The organism is Pseudomonas sp. 7P_10.2_Bac1 (assembly GCF_025465935.1).
Lineage (GTDB): Bacteria > Pseudomonadota > Gammaproteobacteria > Pseudomonadales > Pseudomonadaceae > Aquipseudomonas.
Map to the genome: position 1 here is coordinate 93,817 of NZ_JANLNV010000026.1, position 18,882 is coordinate 112,698.

Consider the following 18,882-nt stretch of genomic DNA (forward strand, 5'->3'; position numbering starts at 1 on the left):
GCGACAGGATAACCCGTGTGCCGCGCAAACGGAGGCCCAAGTTATTACAGGTGAAGCGCGGACAAATCCAGACGGCTGTAGTCATTTTCACCATGCTCACCCTTGGGCGGCACGTGGTGGACTTTCATGACCTGGTCGCCTTGTACGGTTTCAAGATGAATATCGAAGCCCCAGAGACGGTGCAGGTGCTTGAGGACCTCATCGGTAGAGTCGCCCAGTGGTTTGCGGTCGTGTTGTTGATGGCGCAAGGTCAGTGAGCGATCGCCGCGACGATCAATGCTCCAGATCTGCACGTTAGGTTCCCGATTGCCCAGGTTGTATTGTGCCGCCAGCGTTTCGCGTATGACGCGGTAACCGTTCTCGTCGTGAATCGCTGGCACCAGTAGATCGTCTTTTTGATCGTCGTCCATGATGCTGAAGAGTTTGAGGTCGCGAATGACCTTGGGTGACAGATATTGCAGGATGAAACTCTCGTCCTTGAAGCTGCTCATGGCAAATTTGATGCTCGATAGCCAGTCACTGCCTGCCAGTTCCGGGAACCAGCGACGGTCTTCTTCGGTAGGGTTTTCGCACATCCGCCGGATGTCCTGGTACATCGCAAAGCCCAGTGCGTAGGGGTTGATTCCGCTGTAGTAGGGGCTGTCAAAGCCTGGCTGAAACACCACGCTGGTGTGTGAGGTCAAAAACTCCATCATGAAGCCATCGGTGACCAGCCCTTCGTCGTACAGGTCGTTCATCAGCGTGTAGTGCCAGAACGTCGCCCAGCCCTCGTTCATCACTTGAGTCTGGCGCTGTGGGTAAAAGTATTGGGCGATTTTGCGCACAATACGCACGATTTCACGCTGCCAAGGCTCCAGCAGGGGGGCGTGCTTTTCGATGAAATACAGAATGTTTTCCTGCGGCTCCTCAGGGAAGCGGGCGTTGTCCTTTTCACTGGATTTGCCCGCGCCCTTGGGAATCGTGCGCCACAGATCGTTGATCTGCTTTTGCAGGTGTTCTTCACGGTCTTTCTGACGCCGGCGCTCTTCCTCGGCAGAGATCGGGTAGGGGCGCTTGTAGCGGTCCACACCGTAGTTCATCAAGGCGTGGCAGGAGTCGAGCAGGTCTTCGACGGCGTCAATGCCATAGCGCTCTTCGCATTGCATGATGTACTGCTTGGCGAACACCAGGTAATCAATGATTGAGCTGGCATCGGTCCAGGTCCGAAACAGATAGTTGCCCTTGAAAAAACTGTTGTGCCCATAGCACGCGTGGGCCACCACCAGGGCTTGCATGCAGATGGTGTTTTCTTCCATCAGATATGCAATGCAGGGATCGGAGTTGATAACGATTTCATAGGCCAGCCCCATCTGCCCACGGCTGTAGGACTTCTCGGTGCTCAAGAAGTGTTTGCCGTAGGACCAGTGGTGGTAACCCAGTGGCATACCGACAGACGCATAGGCGTCCATCATTTGTTCAGCGGTGATCACCTCGATCTGGTTGGGGTAAGTGTCCAGTGCATAGCGTTCCGCGAGGCGGCTGATTTCGCGGTCGTAAGCCTGGATCAGCTCAAAGGTCCACTCTGACCCCGTGGAAATGGGTTGGCGTTTATGCTCTTTGGCGGTCATGTGGCTAACCTGCGCTGGAAGAGTTCACGGAAGACCGGATATATATCGCCGGCCGAGACCAATTGCTGTTGAGCGAAGGTGTCGGGAAACGACTCTCTGATGCGCTCATATTCAAACCAGAGGGCCTGATGTTCACGTGGGGTGATCTCGACGTACGTGTAGTACTGCACGAACGGCATGATCTGCTTGGTCAGGATATCCCGGCAAATGGGTGAGTCATCGTTCCAGTTATCACCGTCGGAGGCCTGGGCGGCGTAGATGTTCCACTCGTTGGCGGGGTAGCGCTCGGCCATGATCTCCTGCATCAGTTTGAGCGCGCTGGAGACGATGGTGCCACCGGTTTCCCGGGAATAGAAAAACTCTTCCTCGTCCACTTCGCGAGCGCTGGTGTGATGGCGAATAAACACTACATCGATCTTGTCGTAGTTCCGCTTGAGGAACAGGTACAAGAGGATGAAGAAGCGTTTGGCGATGTCCTTGGTGGCTTGGGTCATGGACCCGGAAACGTCCATCAGGCAGAACATCACGGCTTTGGAGCTGGGGTTGGGTTGCTTGACCAGCAGGTTGTATTTGAGGTCGAAGGTGTCGAGGAACGGCACGCGATGTATCCGCGCACTGAGTTTCTCGATTTCGGCCTCGATTTCCTTGATATCGCCGAAGTTGTCTGGCTCTTCACGTTTTAACCGTTCAAGTTCGGCTTTGGCTTCCTTGAGTTTGGCTCGGCTGCTGCCAGACAGGGCAATACGCCGCGCGTGGGCCGAGCGCAGGGTGCGGATGATGTTGATGCGCGACGGGTTACCCTCGCTGCTGATACCGGCGCGAACGGTCTTGAAGGTGTCGGTACCGGTCAGGTGGCGCTTGATCAGATTGGGCAGCTCGAGGTCTTCGAACATGAATTCGAGGAACTCTTCCTGGGTGATCTGGAAGACGAACTCGTCCATGCCCTCGCCGGAGTTGCCCGCTTTGCCCGGGCCGCCACCCCCGCCTCCACCGCCTTGAGGGCGCTGGATATGTTCGCCGCTGGTGAATTCCTTGTTGCCGGGGTGAACAGTGGTTTGCTTGCCGCCTCGGCCATGGTGCAGCACGGGCTCGTCGATATCGCGGCCCGGGATGCTGATTTGCTCGCCATGTTCCATGTCGGTGATGGAACGATGGCCTACGGCCTCTTCGACCGCCTTTTTGATGTGGTCGCGGTAGCGCCGCAGGAAACGCTGGCGGTTTACCGTGCTTTTGTTCTTGCCGTTGAGGCGTCGGTCGATCACATAGCTCATTAGGCCCTCCGGGCAGCTTCAAGTTGTAAGCTGCAAGCTGCAAGTCGAAGCACACGGCGTGTGTTTGTTCTTGCAGCTTGAGGCTTGAGGCTTACAGCTGACTCACTGCGATTTTCTGACCCGCAGGTACCACTCGGAGAGCAGTCGTACTTGTTTGTCGGTATAGCCACGTTCGACCATGCGTGTGACGAAGTCGTTGTGTTTTTGCTGGTCCTCTTTGCTTGCCTTGGCGTTGAAGCTGATGACCGGGAGCAGGTCTTCGGTGTTGGAGAACATTTTCTTCTCGATGACGACGCGCAGCTTCTCGTAGCTCAGCCAGGTTGGGTTCTTGCCATTGTTGTTGGCACGGGCGCGCAGCACGAAATTGACGATTTCGTTGCGGAAATCTTTCGGGTTGCTGATGCCAGCCGGTTTTTCGATCTTTTCCAGCTCTTCGTTGAGCGCAACGCGGTTGAGAATCTCGCCGGTTTCCGGATCGCGGTATTCCTGATCCTGAATCCAGAAGTCTGCATAGAGCACGTAGCGATCAAAGATGTTTTGCCCGTATTCGCTGTAGGACTCCAGGTAAGCGGTCTGGATTTCTTTGCCAATGAACTCGATGTAGCGTGGAGCCAGGTACTCTTTGAGGAAGCGCAGGTAGCGTTCGCGGGTTTCTGCCGGGAATTGCTCTTGCTCGATTTGTTGCTCCAGCACATACAGCAGATGAACCGGGTTGGCAGCCACTTCGTGCGGGTCAAAGTTGAAGACCTTGGACAGGATTTTGAATGCGAAACGGGTCGAAAGACCGGTCATGCCTTCATCCACGCCCGCACTGTCGCGGTACTCCTGAATCGACTTGGCCTTGGGGTCGGTGTCTTTGAGGTTCTCGCCATCATAGACCCGCATTTTGGAGTAGATGTTGGAGTTTTCTGGCTCTTTGAGGCGCGACAGGACAGTGAACTGCGCGAGCATTTTCAGGGTGTCCGGGGCGCAATGAGCCTTGGCCAGAGAGCTATTGACCAGCAGTTTGTCGTAGATTTTGACTTCATCGCTCACCCGCAGGCAGTACGGGACCTTGACGATATAGATCCGGTCGATGAAGGCTTCGTTGTTCTTGTTGTTGCGGAAGGTGTGCCATTCCGACTCGTTGGAGTGCGCCAGCAGGATGCCGTTGAACGGAATAGCCCCCAGGCCTTCAGTGCTGTTGTAGTTACCTTCTTGGGTTGCGGTAAGAAGTGGGTGCAGCACCTTGATTGGCGCCTTGAACATTTCAACGAATTCCATCAGGCCTTGGTTGGCCCGGCACAGTGCGCCCGAGTAGCTGTAGGCATCGGCGTCGTTTTGCGGGAATTCTTCGAGTTTGCGGATATCGACCTTGCCGACAAGGGCCGAGATGTCCTGGTTGTTCTCGTCACCGGGTTCAGTCTTGGCCACGCCGATCTGATTGAGGATCGAAGGGTAGAGTTTGACCACGCGGAACTGGCTGATGTCGCCACCAAATTCGGCCAGGCGCTTGGTGGCCCATGGCGACATGATGGTGTTCAGGTAGCGTTTAGGGATGCCGAAGTCTTCTTCAAGAATCGCGCCGTCTTCGGTCGCGTTGAACAGCCCCAGAGGTGATTCAAAAACCGGCGAGCCTTTGATCGCATAGAACGGTACTTTTTCGATGAGTTCTTTCAGCTTTTCCGCCAGCGATGACTTGCCGCCGCCTACCGGACCGAGCAGGTAGAGAATTTGTTTCTTCTCTTCCAGGCCCTGAGCTGCGTGACGGAAGTAAGAAACGATTTGGTCGATGCACTCTTCCATTCCGTGGAAGTCGGCAAAGGCCGGATAGCGGCGAATCACTTTGTTCGAAAAAATGCGCGACAGGCGAGAGTTGGTTGAGGTGTCCAGTAGTTCCGGTTCACCGATGGCCATCAGCAGCCGTTCGGCGGCCGAGGCGTAAGCGCTTTTATCTTGTTTGCACAGCTCAAGGTATTCCTGGAGCGTGAGCTCTTCTTGGCGTGTGGATTCAAAGCGTTGTTGGAAGTGGCTAAAGATACTCATGACGTCACCTCGCTCGATACGTGGAGCCGGCGATTGATCGGTCAGTTCGAGTGCTGGCATGCAGCAACATGCAGTTGCCGTGTACCCCCCAGGACACCATCAAGGAGTTAACCCCTTGAAGTTACTACTGATGATCCATACGCCGGTGTACCGGCTCTCCCCAGATTCGGATGGCCTGCACCTAAGGATAGTTGGTAATCGGGGAGGTCAAGAAGAGAAGCGCGAATAGTTGGGCAGACCGCTGGTCTGGAAGCGCGTCAGCCCGCTTAGAACGCGGGCTTGAGCTGATGAAATTTTTTTTCAGTGTGCTTTTTGGGAAGTTTCTGATGGGTAAGTGGTGCGCCACAGTTCGAAGCCGCCATCCAGGCTATATACGTCAGAAAAACCCTGGCTCACCAGGTAAGCCGCCGCACTTTGGCTGGAGTTGCCGTGGTAGCAGGTGACGATCAGCGGGGCGTCGAGGTCTGCCGCGCGGATGAAATCGGCGATCGAGTGATTGTCCAGATGCTTTGAGCCGGTGATGTGCAGGGCTTCATAGGTTGTCTGGTCACGGATGTCGACGACCACAGCACCATGTTCACGCAGGGCTTGGGCTTGTTCTGGGGGAATGCGTTTGAATTCAGTCATTGGAATGTCCTTTAGCCTGGCAGCGGGGCGGTTTAGGGCGCGCGCGGCGGTTGGGTAGAAAGGGGGGGCAGAGGTAAGAGGTTGTGAGGCTGGTGCAGGGTGCCCCTGATCATCACAGTCACAGCTCAGGCGCTGGCCTGTGTCGACATTGAGCAAGGTCATCGCACCGCCCCAGACACAGCCGGTATCGAGTGCGAAAACGCCAGGCTCTTTGCACTGGCCTTCCAGCGCCGCCCAGTGGCCAAAGATGATCTTGACGTCCTGGGTTTTGCGTTCTTTGTAGCTGAACCAAGGGGCATAGCCGGGTGGCGCAGTGCCCAAGCCTTCTTTGCTTTTGAGGTCGAGTTTGCCGTCGCGGGTACAAAAGCGCATGCGAGTGAAGTAGTTGGTGATGACGCGCAGGCGCGTGACTCCGCTGAGGTCGCTGTCCCACTTGGCTGGATCGTTACCGTACATGCCGTCCAGAAAAGGCTTGATCATGCTGTCGTCACGCAGCGCCTGTTCGACTTCGCTGGCGTATTTGAGGGCTTTTTTCAATGACCACTGCGGCGGTATTCCTGCGTGCACCAGTGCGGTATTGCGCTCGGTGTCGTAATGCAACAGCGGTTGTTGGCGCAGCCAGGTGATCAGGTCATGGCAGTCGGGCGCTTCGAGGATCTCGCGCAGTGTGTCGCCCTTTTTCAGGCGCTCGATGTTGTAGGCAACGGCCAGTAAGTGCAGGTCGTGATTGCCCAGCACGCAGACCAGCGACTCACGCATGCCGTAGAGAAAACGCAGGGTTTCCAGTGATTGCGGGCCACGATTGATCAAATCGCCAACCAGCCACAGTGTGTCTTGGGTCGGGTCAAAAGCGACCTGCTCCAGAAGGCACTTAAGAGGCTGCAAGCAACCTTGCAGGTCACCCACGGCATAGACCGCCATCAGTGAAGGGCTCCTGGTACGGCCAGACGGAAGGGCTTGATGATGGCTTTGAACTGATGGCCGTCATTGGCCTGCATCAGGTAGCTGCCCTGCATGGTGCCTACTGTGGTGGTGAGCACCGAGCCGCTGCTGTACGTGTGTTGCTCGCCGGGCTCGATCAACGGCTGTTGCCCGACCACCCCGGCTCCGCGCACCTCTTCGACATGACCGTCGCCATCGGTAATGACCCAATGCCGGGACAGCAGCTTGGCCGCCACGGTGCCCGTATTGCTTACCGTAATGGTGTAGGCAAAGGCGTAGCGATTGTGCTCGGGCTGAGATTGTTCTGGCAGGTAACGCGTGACGACGCTGACGTCGATCACATAGCGAGGATCATGCATGCGTGAGGCCTTACAGGGGAGCGCAGACAACGTTGGAAAAATAACCGATGCCTGAGTCTAGGCTAGATGGCGGGTGCCCGACCAGATGTTGCGTCTGGCCCGGCCCCGTTTTTTCTCAGTAATCAGTCAGCAACCGGCGCGTTAGCCGCTTTTTCGCTGAGCTGGTCGGCCAAGCGCACGAAAGCGGCTAGGTCGAGTTGTTCGGGGCGCAAGCTGCCGTCGACGCCAGCGGCTTGGATTTCGTCGTTGCTGAGCAAGGCTTTGAGGGTGTTGCGCAGTGTCTTGCGGCGCTGGTTGAATGCTTCACGCACTACGCGTTCAAGCAAACGATGATCCTTGGCCGGATGCGGCAGGACGTCGTGTGGCACCAGGCGCACAATCGCCGAGTCGACTTTTGGTGGTGGGTTGAAGGCGCCAGGGCCGACGTTGAACAGGTGTTCGACGCGGCAGTGGTATTGAACCATGATCGACAAGCGACCCCAGTCACCGCCGCCAGGGCCTGCCGCCATGCGTTCAACCACTTCTTTTTGCAGCATGAAGTGCATGTCTCGAATCAGTTCGGCGTTTTTCAGCAGGTGAAAAATTAACGGCGTTGAGATGTTGTACGGCAGGTTACCGACCACTCGCAGCGTGCGCGGTGCAGCATTGAGGGTCGAGAAATCAAACTTCAGCGCGTCGCCCTGATGCAGGTTGAAGTTGTTCATGCCGGCAAATTGCTGATTCAGGATCGGGATCAGGTCTTTGTCCAGCTCGACAACGTCCAGTTGCCCGCCGCTGCTCAGAATGCCTTGGGTCAGAGCACCTTGGCCGGGGCCAATTTCCAGCAGGCGGTCGCCAGACTTGGCATTGATCGCGCGCAAAATGCGATCGATAACGCCTGCATCGTGCAGGAAGTTTTGGCCAAAGCGCTTGCGCGCCTTGTGTTGGTATTGCTCGGTCATATACGGGTCTCGGCCATATGATAGGCGGTTTCCAAGGCGACTTGCAGACTGCCAGTGTCGATCTTGCCGCTACCTGCCAGGTCCAGGGCAGTGCCATGGTCGACAGAGGTACGGATGATCGGCAAGCCCAGGGTGATGTTGACTGCGGCACCAAACCCTTTGTACTTCAACACGGGCAGGCCTTGGTCGTGGTACATCGCCAGCACTGCATCGCAGTGCTCCAGATATTTGGGGGTAAACAGAGTGTCTGCAGGCAACGGGCCTCGCAGGTCCATGCCTTCGTGACGCAGACGCTCCAGGGTTGGTTCGATGATGTCGATTTCTTCGTGACCCAAATGGCCGCCCTCACCGGCGTGGGGGTTGAGCCCGCACACCAGGATTCGCGGTTGGGCGATGCCGAACTTTTGTTGCAGATCGGCATGCAGAATCCGGGTCACTCGCGTTAAGCGCTCAGGGGTAATGGCATCGGCAACCTGACGCAAAGGCAGGTGAGTGGTGACCAGTGCCACGCGCAGCCCGCGCGTGGCGAGCATCATCACCACCTGCTCGGTGTGGGTCAGGTCCGCCAGAAATTCGGTATGGCCAGAAAACGCAATGCCTGCCTCATTGATCACGCCTTTGTGAACTGGCGCGGTGATCATGCCTGCAAAGTCGCCCTCAACGCAGCCAAGTGCGGCGCGTGTAAGGGTTTGCAGCACAAACGCGGCGTTGGCTTTGTCCAGCGTGCCGGCGGTGACACGGGCATTGAGCGGCGTGTCCCACACGTAGAGGCTGCCTGCTGGCGCCGGTTGATCGGGCCAGTTGTCCGGTGTCACCGGCAGCAGGCTGACGGCCACACCCAGCTGCGCGGCCCGCTCATGGAGCAGGTCGCGGCTGGTAATGGCGATCAGGGGGTGTGGCTGGCGTTGCGAGGCGAGTAGCAGGCACAGGTCGGGACCTATGCCTGCCGGTTCGCCGGGTGTCAGTGCAAAACGCTGTGTTTTCACTGTGCTTGATCTGCGCTCTCTGCCTGGTTGGTTGCGCCAGGAAGTTTGATTTCTACATAGGCTTCGTCGCGGATCTGACGCAGCCAGCTTTGCAGTTCTTCGTCGTACTTGCGGTTACGCAAGGCGTTCATGGCCTGCTGCTCGCGAGCCTGGGTGGTGCTGTCGGTGGAGCGACGGCCAAGGACTTCCAGCACATGCCAGCCGTATTGAGTACGGAATGGCTTGGACAACACGCCCTGCGGGGTTTCGGCCATGACTTCGCGGAACTCCGGCACCAGCGAATTCGGGTCTACCCAGTTCAAGTCACCGCCATTGAGGGCAGAACCCGGGTCTTCCGAATAAGTTTTGGCCAGGGTGGCAAAGTCTTCGCCCGACTGAATGCGGTCGTAGAGTTTATCGGCCAGTTCCTTGGTTTGCGCTTCGGTACGGATTTCGCTTGGCTTGATCAGGATGTGGCGAACATGAACTTCGTCCACCATGACTGTTTGACCGCCACGCTTGTCGAGCAGCTTGAGAATAATGAAGCCGCCAGGCGTACGTACAGGAGGCGTAATGTCACCCACTGGCATTTCGCTCAGCATGCGATCGAACGGAGGAGGCAATTGGCCTGCTTTACGCCAGCCCATGTCACCACCGTCCAGCGCAGTGTCACTGCCGGAGCGGGCAATCGCCAACTGAGCAAAGTCAGCACCTTGCTTGACCTGCTTGTAGATGTCTTCAGCCTGTTTGGCTGCCGCCTGGACGGCATCCGAACTCGCGCTATCAGAGGTTGGGATCAGGATGTTGGCCAGGTGGTAGTCTTCGGACAGCTGCGCCTTGCCCAGGTCGGAGGCGAGGAAGTTTTTGACTTCCTGTTCGGTGACCTGGATACGCTCGGCCACGCGGCGTTGACGTACACGGCTGATGATCATTTCACGACGTACCTGCTCGCGAGCATCGTCGTACGACAGGCCGTCGTGGGCCAGCGCCTGGCGAAACTGGTCCAGGGTCATGTTATTGCGCTGGGCAATAGTGCCGATGGCCTGGTTCAGTTCTTCGTCAGTGATGCGAATGCCCGAACGCTCGCCGATCTGCAGTTGCAGGTTTTCGACAATCAGACGCTCAAGCACTTGTTGGTCCAGAACGCTGGCAGGCGGTACACCCTGGCCACGCTTGGCGATGGTCTGCTGAACTTCGTGGACACGCTGGTCCAGTTGGCTCTGCATGATCACGTCGTTATCGACGATGGCCACCACCTTGTCGAGGGGCTGTACTGCAGCGTGAGCCGCTGCAGTACCCAGGAACAATGCGCCCAATACTAGGGGGCGCAGACACTCAGAAAGCTTGATCTTCACGTTCACGATAACCTTGGATGCCTTTGTCGAGGAAGCTCTCTACTTTGGTGCCAGTAACACCGCCGAGACCTTTCAGCACAATTTGAAGGAAGATCCCATGGTCGCCCTTTTCGTTTTGCGGGGCTTCTTGGGTGTATTCGTCGTTGGAAACCCAGTAACGGCTGATCAGACGCATTTTCCAGCAGCAGTTGTCGTACTCAAAGCCACCGAAGGCTTCCAGGGTACGGTTGCGGTTGTAGTCGTACTGCCAGCGGCTGATGACGCTCCATTGCGGCACGAGCGGCCAAATGACCGAGAAGTCGTGCTGCTGGATTTTGTAGTAATCCTTGATGAAGCCAGGATCGCCCGGGTTCAGGTAGTCACCGCCGAACTGCCACTTACCGGTGTACTGGTTGTACACCACCTGGTCGTTGCGATAGCGATAACCGAGGTTGACGATCTTGTTCGGGTTGTCTTCTGGCTGGTAGTGCATCATCGCGCTGCCAGAACGTGGGCTACGGGTTTCCGGGTCCCAGTTGTAGTCAGCCGTTGCACGCCAGTCGCGGTTGAAGCGATAAGCGTATTCCAGTGCATAAGGCGAAACGTTGGACGTTGAGTCGTCACGCTTGTCATCAATGCCTGGCAACTGAACCTTACGGTCCTTGAAGTAGTAAGCCTGGCCAATGCTGATGCGTTGACGCTCAAAGCCGTTCTCTTCAATCCAGCGGCTGGTCAGGCCCAGCGACAGTTTGTTTTCGTCGCCGATACGGTCAGAGCCGGTGAAGCGGTTGTCGCGCCACAGCGAGGAATAGCTGAACGAACTTTCGCTGGTGTCGAAAACAGGAATGTCTTCCTGGTTGCGCTCAGGCACATACAGGTAGAACGCACGCGGCTCCAGGGTCTGGCGGTAGTTGGTGCCAAACCAGTTGGTGTTGCGGTCGAAATACAGGCCGCTGTCGATGCTGGCGATAGGGACGCTACGGTTGACCGAGCTGTCGAATTTCTCGCCGGTCGGCAGCTGAGACTTGCCTGTGCTGTCCAGATCCAGATCGTACTGGGTGTACGCGTACTTGAGGGTCGGCGTCAGGAAGCCGTAGCTCCAGTTCATTGGCAGCGACATGGCCGGCGCGAGGTTCAGACGAGTACCGTCGGCGCGTGCCAGGCCCTGAATGTTCCTGTCCAGGCGCGGTGTGGTGACGCCGTACTCGTCGGTGTAGTTACCGTTTTCCAGGTCGCGCTCAAAGCGCACCAGTTCGGTGTTGTAGGTGAAGTTCAAACCACCCGGGTGATACGGCAGGCCACCATTGAAGGTGAGCTGTGGCATCTGGTTGTACGGCGTGACCTGGGTCACGGTCGCCAACTGGTAGGCCTGTACGTTCAGCTTGGCGGTGAAGTCATCACCCCGGTAGCTGACGGCCGCTTGCTGGTTCAGGTAGTCGCGGCTTTCGACGCCGATCTGATCGCTTTGCAGATCCTGGAAGTAGTACGGATCGCTGATCTTGGTGTAGTCGACCTCGGTCAGTACGCGCGAATCAAGCCCGCCCTTGTGTTGCCAGTTGAGCATGTAGCGGGTTTTTTCGTAGTCGGTCTGCAGCTTGCGATCGTCGTTGTCGTCGTTCAGGTACGCAGCGCCGAACTGACCTTCGCTGGACTCGGTCAGGTAACGGAATTCGCCTTCCATCAACAGGCCGCGTTTGGTCATGTAGCGCGGGTACAACGTGGCATCGTAGTTCGGCGCCAGGTTGAAGTAGTACGGGGTCACGAGCGTAAAGCCGGTGTCGGAACTGCTGCTGAAGGACGGCGGCAAGAAACCGGACTGACGGCGATCGTCGATCGGGAAGTAGATGTACGGCGTGTAAAGAACCGGAATGTCTTTAACCCGCAGAGTCACGTTGGTTGCCGTACCGAAACCGGTGGCCGGGTTCAACGTGATGTTGTTGCCCTTGAGCTGCCAGGCGTTACTGTTCGGCTCGCACGTGGTGTACGTACCATCCTTGAGGCGGATGATCGCGTCTTCGGCACGCTTGGCGTACAGCGCGCTGCCGCGGATGCGCGATTTGTGCAAGACGTACTCGGCGTTGTCGACCTTGGCGGCGCCGGTGTCCAGCTGAACATCGGCATGGTCGCCCACCAGCAGTGCGCCGTTGTCACGCAGACGCACATGGCCGTTCAGCTCGCCACGGCTCTCGGCCTGATACAGGTTGGCCTCGTCAGCCTCGACCTGCATGCTGCCCTGACGCATGACCACATCACCGGCCAGGGTCGCGATCTGTTCTTCCTGCTGATAGCGGGAAGCTTTGGCGCCTACGAAGGTCGGCGAATCGCTTTTGCTGGTGGTGTCGTGCATGCCGGGACGCGAAGGCTCGATATAGGCACCAGAGCAATACGGGCCTGTTTCAGCCAGTTGCGCCGGTGTGAGCTTGTCACGTGGGACCCAGTCGAGGTGGCTGTAGTCAGCACTGCGCGCCTTGAGGCCACGCCCCTTGGCGGATGTCACCAGCGGGGTCTGCTCGGTTTGCTCGCTCGACTCACCACTGGCTTGGGCCACGGTACCGTTGTTATGCGATGGGCGTGGTGGCAATTGCGCAGTATTTGCTTTCGGCGCGCAATCCCAGCCACCCGTAGCCGATGCGGAACAGTCATACTGCTCCTCGGCAAAAACGAACGGCACGGCTAGAGGTTGCATGGCCAGCAGACTGCCGGTTACCAGCAACGGAAATTTTTTACGAAACGCGGGGGATTTCAATGCCATCTTATTAGTCCGGGCTTCCTGCGTGCCATCAGCCCGCGGTGGGGGGACCGCACGCCTATCGATGGTCTGGAAAAGATTCTGGATAATAAAGCATGACCCGCTTGACGGCTAGCGCCGTCGGAGACCCTTGTAATGCCTGACCAAGATGTACGCTTGCAACACCTGACAGTTTGGCTTGATGAACAGTTGAGCACCTTGTTCGAGAACGAGGGATGGGGTCCCGTGCCCCCGGCCACATTGACTGCGGCCAGCAGTGACGCGAGTTTCAGACGCTACTTCCGATGGGACGGCGAAGGCCGCAGTTTTATCGTTATGGACGCTCCGCCGCCCCAGGAAAACTGCAAACCTTTCGTCGAAATCGCAGATTTATTGCGTACCAGCTGGATAAATGTGCCAAAAATTTATGCTCAAGACCTCGAGCACGGGTTCCTTTTGCTCAACGATCTGGGCAATAAAACCTTTTTGGACGTGATCAACACCAGCAACGCCGATGAATTATTCAAGGATGCCATCGAAGCCTTGCTGGCCTTCCAGCAGTTGCCGATGACCGCGCCCTTGCCCAGCTACGACGTAGCCCTGTTGCGCCGTGAGCTTGAACTGTTCCCGGAGTGGTACGTACGCCGGCACTTGGGTGTCGAGTTCAATGAGCAGCAACAGGCAGCCTGGCAACGGATTAGCACGTTGTTGATCGACAGCGCGCTGGCACAGCCCCAGGTGCTGGTGCACCGCGACTTTATGCCGCGCAACCTGATGCTCAGTATCCCCAATCCCGGCGTACTGGATTTTCAGGACGCCGTGTACGGCCCGGTCACCTATGACATCACGTGCCTGTTCAAGGACGCGTTCCTCAGTTGGCCGGAGGAGCGCGTGCGCAGTTGGCTGGAAGATTACTGGAAGCTGGCCTTGCCGCTGGGTATCCCGGTAGGGGCCAATTTTGAAGAATTCTTGCGGGCCAGTGATTTGATGGGCGTGCAGCGTCACTTGAAAGTCATCGGCATTTTCGCCCGTATCTGCCACCGTGATGGCAAGCCGCGCTATCTGGCCGATGTGCCGCGCTTCTTGTCTTATATAGAGGCGGTAGTGGCGCGTCGCCCTGAGCTGGCGGAGCTGGGTGAGTTATTGGCCAGCTTGCGTCTGTCTACCGAGGCCCCAGCATGAAAGCGATGATTTTGGCGGCGGGCAAAGGCGAACGCTTGCGCCCGTTAACGCTGCACACGCCAAAACCGCTGGTGCGCGCTGGCGGGGTACCGTTGATTGAGTACCACCTGCGCGCGCTGGCGGCGGCAGGTTTTACTGAGATCGTGATCAATCACGCCTGGCTGGGCCAGCAGATCGAAGATTATGTGGGCGATGGCGCGCGCTTTGGTGTGAGTATCCAGTACTCCGCCGAAGGCGAACCGCTGGAAACCGGTGGAGGAATTGTTAAAGCCCTGCCGCTGTTGGGCGATAAACCCTTTGTGGTGGTAAACGGTGATATCTGGACCGATTACGACTTTGCGCGATTGCGCCAACCGTTGGCGGGGCTGGCGCACTTGGTGCTGGTGGACAACCCGGAGCATCACCCCAGCGGTGATTTTTATCTGAGCGAGGGCCATGTCCGCGATGCTGTACCGGGTGTCGACACGCTGACCTACAGCGGGATTGCCGTATTGAGCCCAGCGCTGTTCGACGGGGCCCCCGCGGGAGCCTTTAAACTGGCCCCCTTGCTGCGCAACGCCATGGCCGCCGGCGCAGTGAGCGGCGAGCGATTGCCGGGGCTGTGGGTGGATGTCGGTACACATGAGCGTTTAGCAGAGGTTGAATCGTTGATTGAGGGCAAACACTAAAATGCTGTGGCCAGGGACTCTCATCGGAGCCGGGGCTGGCTTTTTTATCGCCAGCATCCCGGGGGCCATGCTGGGTGGCTTGATAGGGCAGACGCTGGACCGACGCCTGCAACTGCACAGTTGGGCGCACCTGCGTGAGCGTCTGGGCGGTCGTGCGGCGCTGCGTAATGATGAGCTGCTGTTTGTCTTGCTTGGCCGGTTGGCCAAGAGCGGCGGGCGGGTTGTGGATAAACACATCGAACAGGCGCGTCAGGAAATGCGCCAGCTCGACATGTCCCCTGCCGCACAGCAGCGTGCGATTGCCGCATTTAACCGGGGTAAATCCGGGCACGACTCTCTGCGAGGTTACCTGCTGCGCCTCAAAGCCCAGCCGCCAGCGGCTGAGGGCGTGCTGCGTGCGTGTTGGCGAATGATTGTGGCTGATGGGCGGATTGACCCTAAAGAACGTGAATTGGTTTTTTTGTGGGGCCGCTGGCTGGGCTGGAGCCCACAACAGGTGCAGATGCTGGGCGCCGACTACGAGCCGCAGAAAAAATCACCGGCGACCCGGGGCGGGACGTATCAACAGTCGCTGATCTTGCTCGGGGTGACTGCCAGCTCTGATCCGGAGCAAATCAAGCGCGCTTACCGGCGTTTGCTCAGTCGTCACCATCCAGACAAAGTGGCGGGCGCCGGTGCAACCCCGGCGCAGGTGCGCGAGGCCACCGAGAAAACCCGTGAGCTTCATCACGCCTATGCACTGATTCGTGAGCATCGCGGTTTTCGTTAGTCCGGTTTATCCGCTGCTTGTGGGCTAAGCCAACCGCGGACTCTGCGCAACAACTGTTCGTGTTCTGCGTCGCGATTGCCCGCCATGCCGTTCAGCCCCACCTGAGTAAAGTTTGTTCGGTTCATGCGTTTGCTGGCCTGTAGCCGTTGCAAGGCGGCGGTGCGCATGAGGGGTTGGTCTTTATAGAACACATCCAGTAACGCAACCGATAGGGTCGGTGTCAGTTGGTTGACATTCGGTTCGACTTGCGCGGGTGATTGTGCGGCCACCAGCACCAGTTTTTGCACCTGTTTGGGCTGCTTTTCGCTCATGTAGCGCGCAGCCCAGTACGCGCCGGTGCCATGCCCGAGCAGCACAACGCTGCGCATGTGCTGTTGCTGGGCGAAGTCGAGGGCGGCATCGATCCGCGCAAAGATGCGCTCGGCGTCGGCAGTGGTCAGTGCTTCCAGAGTTTGCTCAGGTTGAGGTTCGACGTCGGCATTGTCCGTCCCGGCACTGGCTGCCTGCTCGATGGGTTTGGCTGTGGTGCTGGCCTCTTTACTGCTACTGTTCGTGGCTGGTTCTGTAGGACTATTCTCTAATTCGGCCGTCCTCGGCAGGCTGGCCTGGCTGCGCATGTCTGGCAAAGTCAGGCTCAGGCTGGCCCAGTTGACGTCTGGCAGTTTGTTGCGCAGCGGGCCTACAACACGTGGCCAGTCAGCGGTTTCACCCGCACCGGGAACGATCACTACGACACCGCTGGGGTCATTGCTGTTGGCGGGTTTCCAGAGTGCGAGAAAGGTGTCATCCAGCGCTTGCAGTTGTTGTTGCTCAGCGGGCGGCAGTTGTCGCTCGAGCGCAGCGGCGTCTTCCTGGCTGCGTTCAGGCAATGGCTGACGCACCACAGGCGCGGGTTCGACGGGAGTGGTCGCCGGGGCTGGCTCGGTCGCCAGTACCGGCAAGGCAGAAGACAGGCACAACGCCGCCACTGCCAGGCGCAAAGAAGACATAAGTAATTCCAGGCCAGAAGTGATCCCGGCAGCGTAATGGGTGTGAGTGTTGCGATGAAGCGTTTTTGCTACTTGTTGGTTATCGGCTGGTTGTGGCTGCCCTTGATGGGGCAGGCGGCGCCCATTGCGGCTGCGCAATTGAATGCCGAGCAACAACAATGGCTGGCGCAGCACAAAGAGCTGCGGGTCGGCCTGGTGTTGCAAGCGCCTTACGCCATGTTTGACCAACGCTTGCAGCAGTTGTCCGGGGTCAATGTCGAGCTCATGAAGTGGCTGGCGCAGAGCCTGAACATTGAGCTGATCTGGCGCACTTACCCAGATATTGAGCAGTTGGATCACGCTGCCCGAAACGGTGAGATCGACCTTGCCCCGGGGCTGAAACAAACCCCGGCCGGCTTGCGCCTATGGATTTTCTCCGATCCGTATATGCGGATTCCGCAGTTGTTGGTGGGTGAGCGTAATGGTTCGGTGTCGGTGGACCTGGACCGGGTCGACAGCCAAACCCGCGTCGCTGTGCGTATGCCCAGTGCGGCAGCCGATTTTCTGCGCGCCAGTTATCCAGGGCTCAATGTGCAAGGCGTGCCTCTGGAACGCCAGGGTCTGCAACTGTTGCTGAGCCAGCAAGCGACTTACGCTGTAGTGGATGAAGCGCAACTGGCGCGTCTTTCTGCCGAGCCAGAGTTCTCGGGCCTGGTAGTGGTTGGAGACATTGGCTTGCCGCAACTCTTGCGGGTGGGGACGCGTCGGGACCTGCCGCAACTGGCCAGTATTGTCGAACGCGGACTGCATGCCATTGCGGCCCGTGACATGGAGCAACTGCATTCGCTCTGGATGCAACCCAAGTTTGCGCGCTCAACGCAGTCTCCAGGCTTTTGGCAGAACCTCAGCTTGCTGGTCGCTGCGTTGATGCTGGCGTGCATGGCCATCGTCGTGTGGCAGCGTCGACAGCAGAGTGTGCTGGAACAGGCACTTTTGCAGGCTCGCGAAGACCTCGCCGAGGGGGCCGCCAGTGCGGAGGCCTTGCGCCTGACTCAGTTTTCCATCGACCAAAGCCCGGTGGGCATCCTGTGGGTCAACTGGGACAGCCACGTCCGTTATGCCAACAAGGCTGCCGAGAGCATGCTCAGGTATTCAACGGGCGCGTTGCTCGACCGCCCGCTGAGTGATTTCGAACCGGGCCTGAACATGGATCGCTGGTTGAACTTGTGGCGTTGTGCTCGGGGCAACGAGGACATCGCCCAGCGCATGGAAGCTGTTTGCTTGCGTGCTGACGGTAGCGAGTTCCCGGCTGACGTGACGTTGAGTTTCCTGCGTTTTAAACAGGCGGAATACTTGGTGGTTTACCTGCATGACATCACCGAGCGGCGTCGCGTGCAGGCGGCTTTGCAAGAAAGTGACGCGCGCTTGCAAGGCATTGCTGCCAACGTCCCGGGGTTGGTGTTCCGCTTAGAACGTTCCTTGCTGACGGGTGAACTGGACTTCCCTTACATCAGCGAGGGCAGCGAGTCTCTGGTGGGGTTTTCTCCGTCGGTATTGCGTCAGCATGATGTCGGCCTGCGCAGCTTGGTGCACCCGGATGACAGGGCCGACTACCATCGTGTGCAGGACGTGGCCGTGGACAACGACAGTGACTGGTCGTGGCAAGGGCGGATTCTGACCCGTGAAGGTCAGCAGCGCTGGGCCGAGATCAAGGCCATTACGCGGCGGCTGGAAGACGGCACGGTGGTCTGGGACGGGATTGTCTGGGACATCAGTGAAAGCAAGCGCATTGAGTTGGAGCTGGACAGTTCGCGGGGGCAATTGCGTGAGTTGTCGGCTCACCTGGAGAGCGTGCGCGAAGAAGAAAAGGCGCGAATAGCTCGCGAAGTCCACGATGAACTTGGGCAAATGCTTACCGTGCTCAAGCTCGAAACCTCGATGTGTGAGCTGGCTTACGCGGGCCTGGATCCGGGCTTGCATGAGCGGCTCAATAGCATGAAAAAACTCATCGCGCAGTTGTTCCAACTCGTGCGCGATGTGGCCACGGCCCTGCGCCCGCCCATTCTGGATGCGGGGATCAGCTCGGCAATTGAATGGCAGGCCCGACGTTTCGAGGCGCGCTCCAACATCCCGTGTCTGGTTCAAGTTCCTGAGCAGTTGCCGCCGTTGAGTGCCAACAAGGAAGTAGGGTTGTTCAGGATTTTGCAGGAAGCCCTGACCAACGTGATGCGACATGCCGATGCGCAAACAGTGGAATTGACCCTGAGCGTGGAAGGGCGAGAGCTGTGCCTGACGATCAGCGATGATGGCCGGGGCTTTGTACCGACAGAGGGCAGAGCAACCTCGTTTGGATTGGTCGGCATGCGCGAGCGGGTCTTGATGCTGGGCGGCACGTTGGCCCTGCACAGCGTGCCGGGTGAGGGAACCACGTTGGAAGTGCGCGTACCATTGGCACAACGCCAGCAAGCCCAAGTGACCTTTGAATAAGGAAGGACC

Annotated in this window: 14 protein-coding genes and 1 pseudogene; 4 read left to right on the top strand and 11 right to left on the bottom strand. The window is 58.1% G+C overall.

What is annotated here, in order from left to right; genetic code table 11:
• Window positions 1-44: 44 nt before the first annotated feature.
• The 10 genes and pseudogenes from NTD86_RS06090 to NTD86_RS06135 all read right to left on the bottom strand — a co-directional run bounded on the left by NTD86_RS06090 (window position 45) and on the right by NTD86_RS06135 (window position 12,823).
• Window positions 45-1,607 (bottom strand): SpoVR family protein, encoded by a 1,563-nt coding sequence (locus tag NTD86_RS06090; RefSeq protein WP_262201254.1) that lies wholly within the window; start codon window positions 1,605-1,607, stop codon window positions 45-47.
• Window positions 1,604-2,878, bottom strand: coding sequence for a YeaH/YhbH family protein (locus NTD86_RS06095; RefSeq protein WP_262201255.1), 1,275 nt, complete (start codon window positions 2,876-2,878; stop codon window positions 1,604-1,606). Before NTD86_RS06095 ends, NTD86_RS06090 begins: the two co-directional genes overlap by 4 nt.
• A gap of 102 nt (window positions 2,879-2,980) precedes the next feature.
• Window positions 2,981-4,903, bottom strand: coding sequence for a PrkA family serine protein kinase (locus tag NTD86_RS06100; protein ID WP_262201256.1), 1,923 nt, complete (start codon window positions 4,901-4,903; stop codon window positions 2,981-2,983).
• A gap of 300 nt (window positions 4,904-5,203) precedes the next feature.
• Window positions 5,204-5,530 carry a thiosulfate sulfurtransferase GlpE gene (gene glpE / locus NTD86_RS06105; RefSeq protein WP_262201295.1) on the bottom strand — a complete coding sequence of 109 codons (327 nt, stop codon included), beginning with the start codon at window positions 5,528-5,530 and terminating at the stop codon, window positions 5,204-5,206.
• Between the two features lie 78 nt (window positions 5,531-5,608).
• Window positions 5,609-6,451, bottom strand: a pseudogene (locus NTD86_RS06110) (symmetrical bis(5'-nucleosyl)-tetraphosphatase); the annotation flags it as partial.
• Window positions 6,451-6,831 (bottom strand): Co2+/Mg2+ efflux protein ApaG, encoded by a 381-nt coding sequence (gene apaG, locus NTD86_RS06115; protein WP_262201257.1) that lies wholly within the window; start codon window positions 6,829-6,831, stop codon window positions 6,451-6,453. The pseudogene NTD86_RS06110 and the gene apaG, both read right to left, overlap by 1 nt.
• Window positions 6,832-6,953: 122 nt before the next feature.
• Window positions 6,954-7,772 carry a 16S rRNA (adenine(1518)-N(6)/adenine(1519)-N(6))-dimethyltransferase RsmA gene (gene rsmA / locus NTD86_RS06120; RefSeq protein ID WP_262201258.1) on the bottom strand — a complete coding sequence of 273 codons (819 nt, stop codon included), beginning with the start codon at window positions 7,770-7,772 and terminating at the stop codon, window positions 6,954-6,956.
• A complete protein-coding gene (gene pdxA / locus NTD86_RS06125) occupies window positions 7,769-8,758 on the bottom strand; it encodes a 4-hydroxythreonine-4-phosphate dehydrogenase PdxA (protein ID WP_262201259.1) in 990 nt (329 codons plus the stop codon). Before pdxA ends, rsmA begins: the two co-directional genes overlap by 4 nt.
• Complete coding sequence (gene surA, locus NTD86_RS06130; RefSeq protein WP_262201260.1) at window positions 8,755-10,098, bottom strand: peptidylprolyl isomerase SurA; 1,344 nt, start codon at window positions 10,096-10,098, stop codon at window positions 8,755-8,757. The genes pdxA and surA overlap by 4 nt, the downstream gene beginning before the upstream one ends.
• Entirely contained in the window at window positions 10,073-12,823 is a 2,751-nt protein-coding gene (locus NTD86_RS06135; RefSeq protein ID WP_262201261.1) for an LPS-assembly protein LptD, read from the bottom strand. Before NTD86_RS06135 ends, surA begins: the two co-directional genes overlap by 26 nt.
• 132 nt (window positions 12,824-12,955) lie before the next feature.
• Between NTD86_RS06135 and NTD86_RS06140 the strand changes: the two genes are divergently transcribed.
• The 3 genes from NTD86_RS06140 to NTD86_RS06150 are packed head-to-tail and all read left to right on the top strand — an operon-like array spanning window position 12,956 to window position 15,418.
• Window positions 12,956-13,981 (top strand): aminoglycoside phosphotransferase family protein, encoded by a 1,026-nt coding sequence (locus tag NTD86_RS06140; RefSeq protein WP_262201262.1) that lies wholly within the window; start codon window positions 12,956-12,958, stop codon window positions 13,979-13,981.
• Complete coding sequence (murU, locus tag NTD86_RS06145) at window positions 13,978-14,649, top strand: N-acetylmuramate alpha-1-phosphate uridylyltransferase MurU (protein WP_262201263.1); 672 nt, start codon at window positions 13,978-13,980, stop codon at window positions 14,647-14,649. The genes NTD86_RS06140 and murU overlap by 4 nt, the downstream gene beginning before the upstream one ends.
• Window position 14,650: 1 nt before the next feature.
• Window positions 14,651-15,418 (top strand): TerB family tellurite resistance protein, encoded by a 768-nt coding sequence (locus NTD86_RS06150; RefSeq protein ID WP_262201264.1) that lies wholly within the window; start codon window positions 14,651-14,653, stop codon window positions 15,416-15,418.
• Here NTD86_RS06150 and NTD86_RS06155 read toward each other — a convergent pair.
• On the bottom strand, window positions 15,415-16,407 hold the full coding sequence (locus NTD86_RS06155; RefSeq protein WP_262201265.1) for an alpha/beta hydrolase family protein: 993 nt from the start codon (window positions 16,405-16,407) through the stop codon (window positions 15,415-15,417). The two genes, NTD86_RS06150 and NTD86_RS06155, sit on opposite strands and share 4 nt — an antisense overlap.
• A 54-nt stretch (window positions 16,408-16,461) precedes the next feature.
• Here NTD86_RS06155 and NTD86_RS06160 point away from each other — a divergent pair, with 54 nt between their 5' ends.
• Window positions 16,462-18,873, top strand: coding sequence for a PAS domain S-box protein (locus NTD86_RS06160; RefSeq protein ID WP_262201267.1), 2,412 nt, complete (start codon window positions 16,462-16,464; stop codon window positions 18,871-18,873).
• The last annotated feature ends 9 nt before the right edge of the window (window positions 18,874-18,882 follow it).

Excerpts from the sequence above, each read along its gene's own strand:
- NTD86_RS06090 (WP_262201254.1), bottom strand. The coding sequence starts at position 1,607 with ATGACCGCCAAAGAGCATAAACGCCAACCCATTTCCACGGGGTCAGAG.
- NTD86_RS06095 (WP_262201255.1), bottom strand. The coding sequence starts at position 2,878 with ATGAGCTATGTGATCGACCGACGCCTCAACGGCAAGAACAAAAGCACG.
- NTD86_RS06100 (WP_262201256.1), bottom strand. The coding sequence starts at position 4,903 with ATGAGTATCTTTAGCCACTTCCAACAACGCTTTGAATCCACACGCCAA.
- glpE (WP_262201295.1), bottom strand. The coding sequence starts at position 5,530 with ATGACTGAATTCAAACGCATTCCCCCAGAACAAGCCCAAGCCCTGCGT.
- apaG (WP_262201257.1), bottom strand. The coding sequence starts at position 6,831 with ATGCATGATCCTCGCTATGTGATCGACGTCAGCGTCGTCACGCGTTAC.
- rsmA (WP_262201258.1), bottom strand. The coding sequence starts at position 7,772 with ATGACCGAGCAATACCAACACAAGGCGCGCAAGCGCTTTGGCCAAAAC.
- NTD86_RS06135 (WP_262201261.1), bottom strand. The coding sequence starts at position 12,823 with ATGGCATTGAAATCCCCCGCGTTTCGTAAAAAATTTCCGTTGCTGGTA.
- NTD86_RS06140 (WP_262201262.1), top strand. The coding sequence starts at position 12,956 with ATGCCTGACCAAGATGTACGCTTGCAACACCTGACAGTTTGGCTTGAT.
- murU (WP_262201263.1), top strand. The coding sequence starts at position 13,978 with ATGAAAGCGATGATTTTGGCGGCGGGCAAAGGCGAACGCTTGCGCCCG.
- NTD86_RS06150 (WP_262201264.1), top strand. The coding sequence starts at position 14,651 with ATGCTGTGGCCAGGGACTCTCATCGGAGCCGGGGCTGGCTTTTTTATC.
- NTD86_RS06155 (WP_262201265.1), bottom strand. The coding sequence starts at position 16,407 with ATGTCTTCTTTGCGCCTGGCAGTGGCGGCGTTGTGCCTGTCTTCTGCC.
- NTD86_RS06160 (WP_262201267.1), top strand. The coding sequence starts at position 16,462 with ATGAAGCGTTTTTGCTACTTGTTGGTTATCGGCTGGTTGTGGCTGCCC.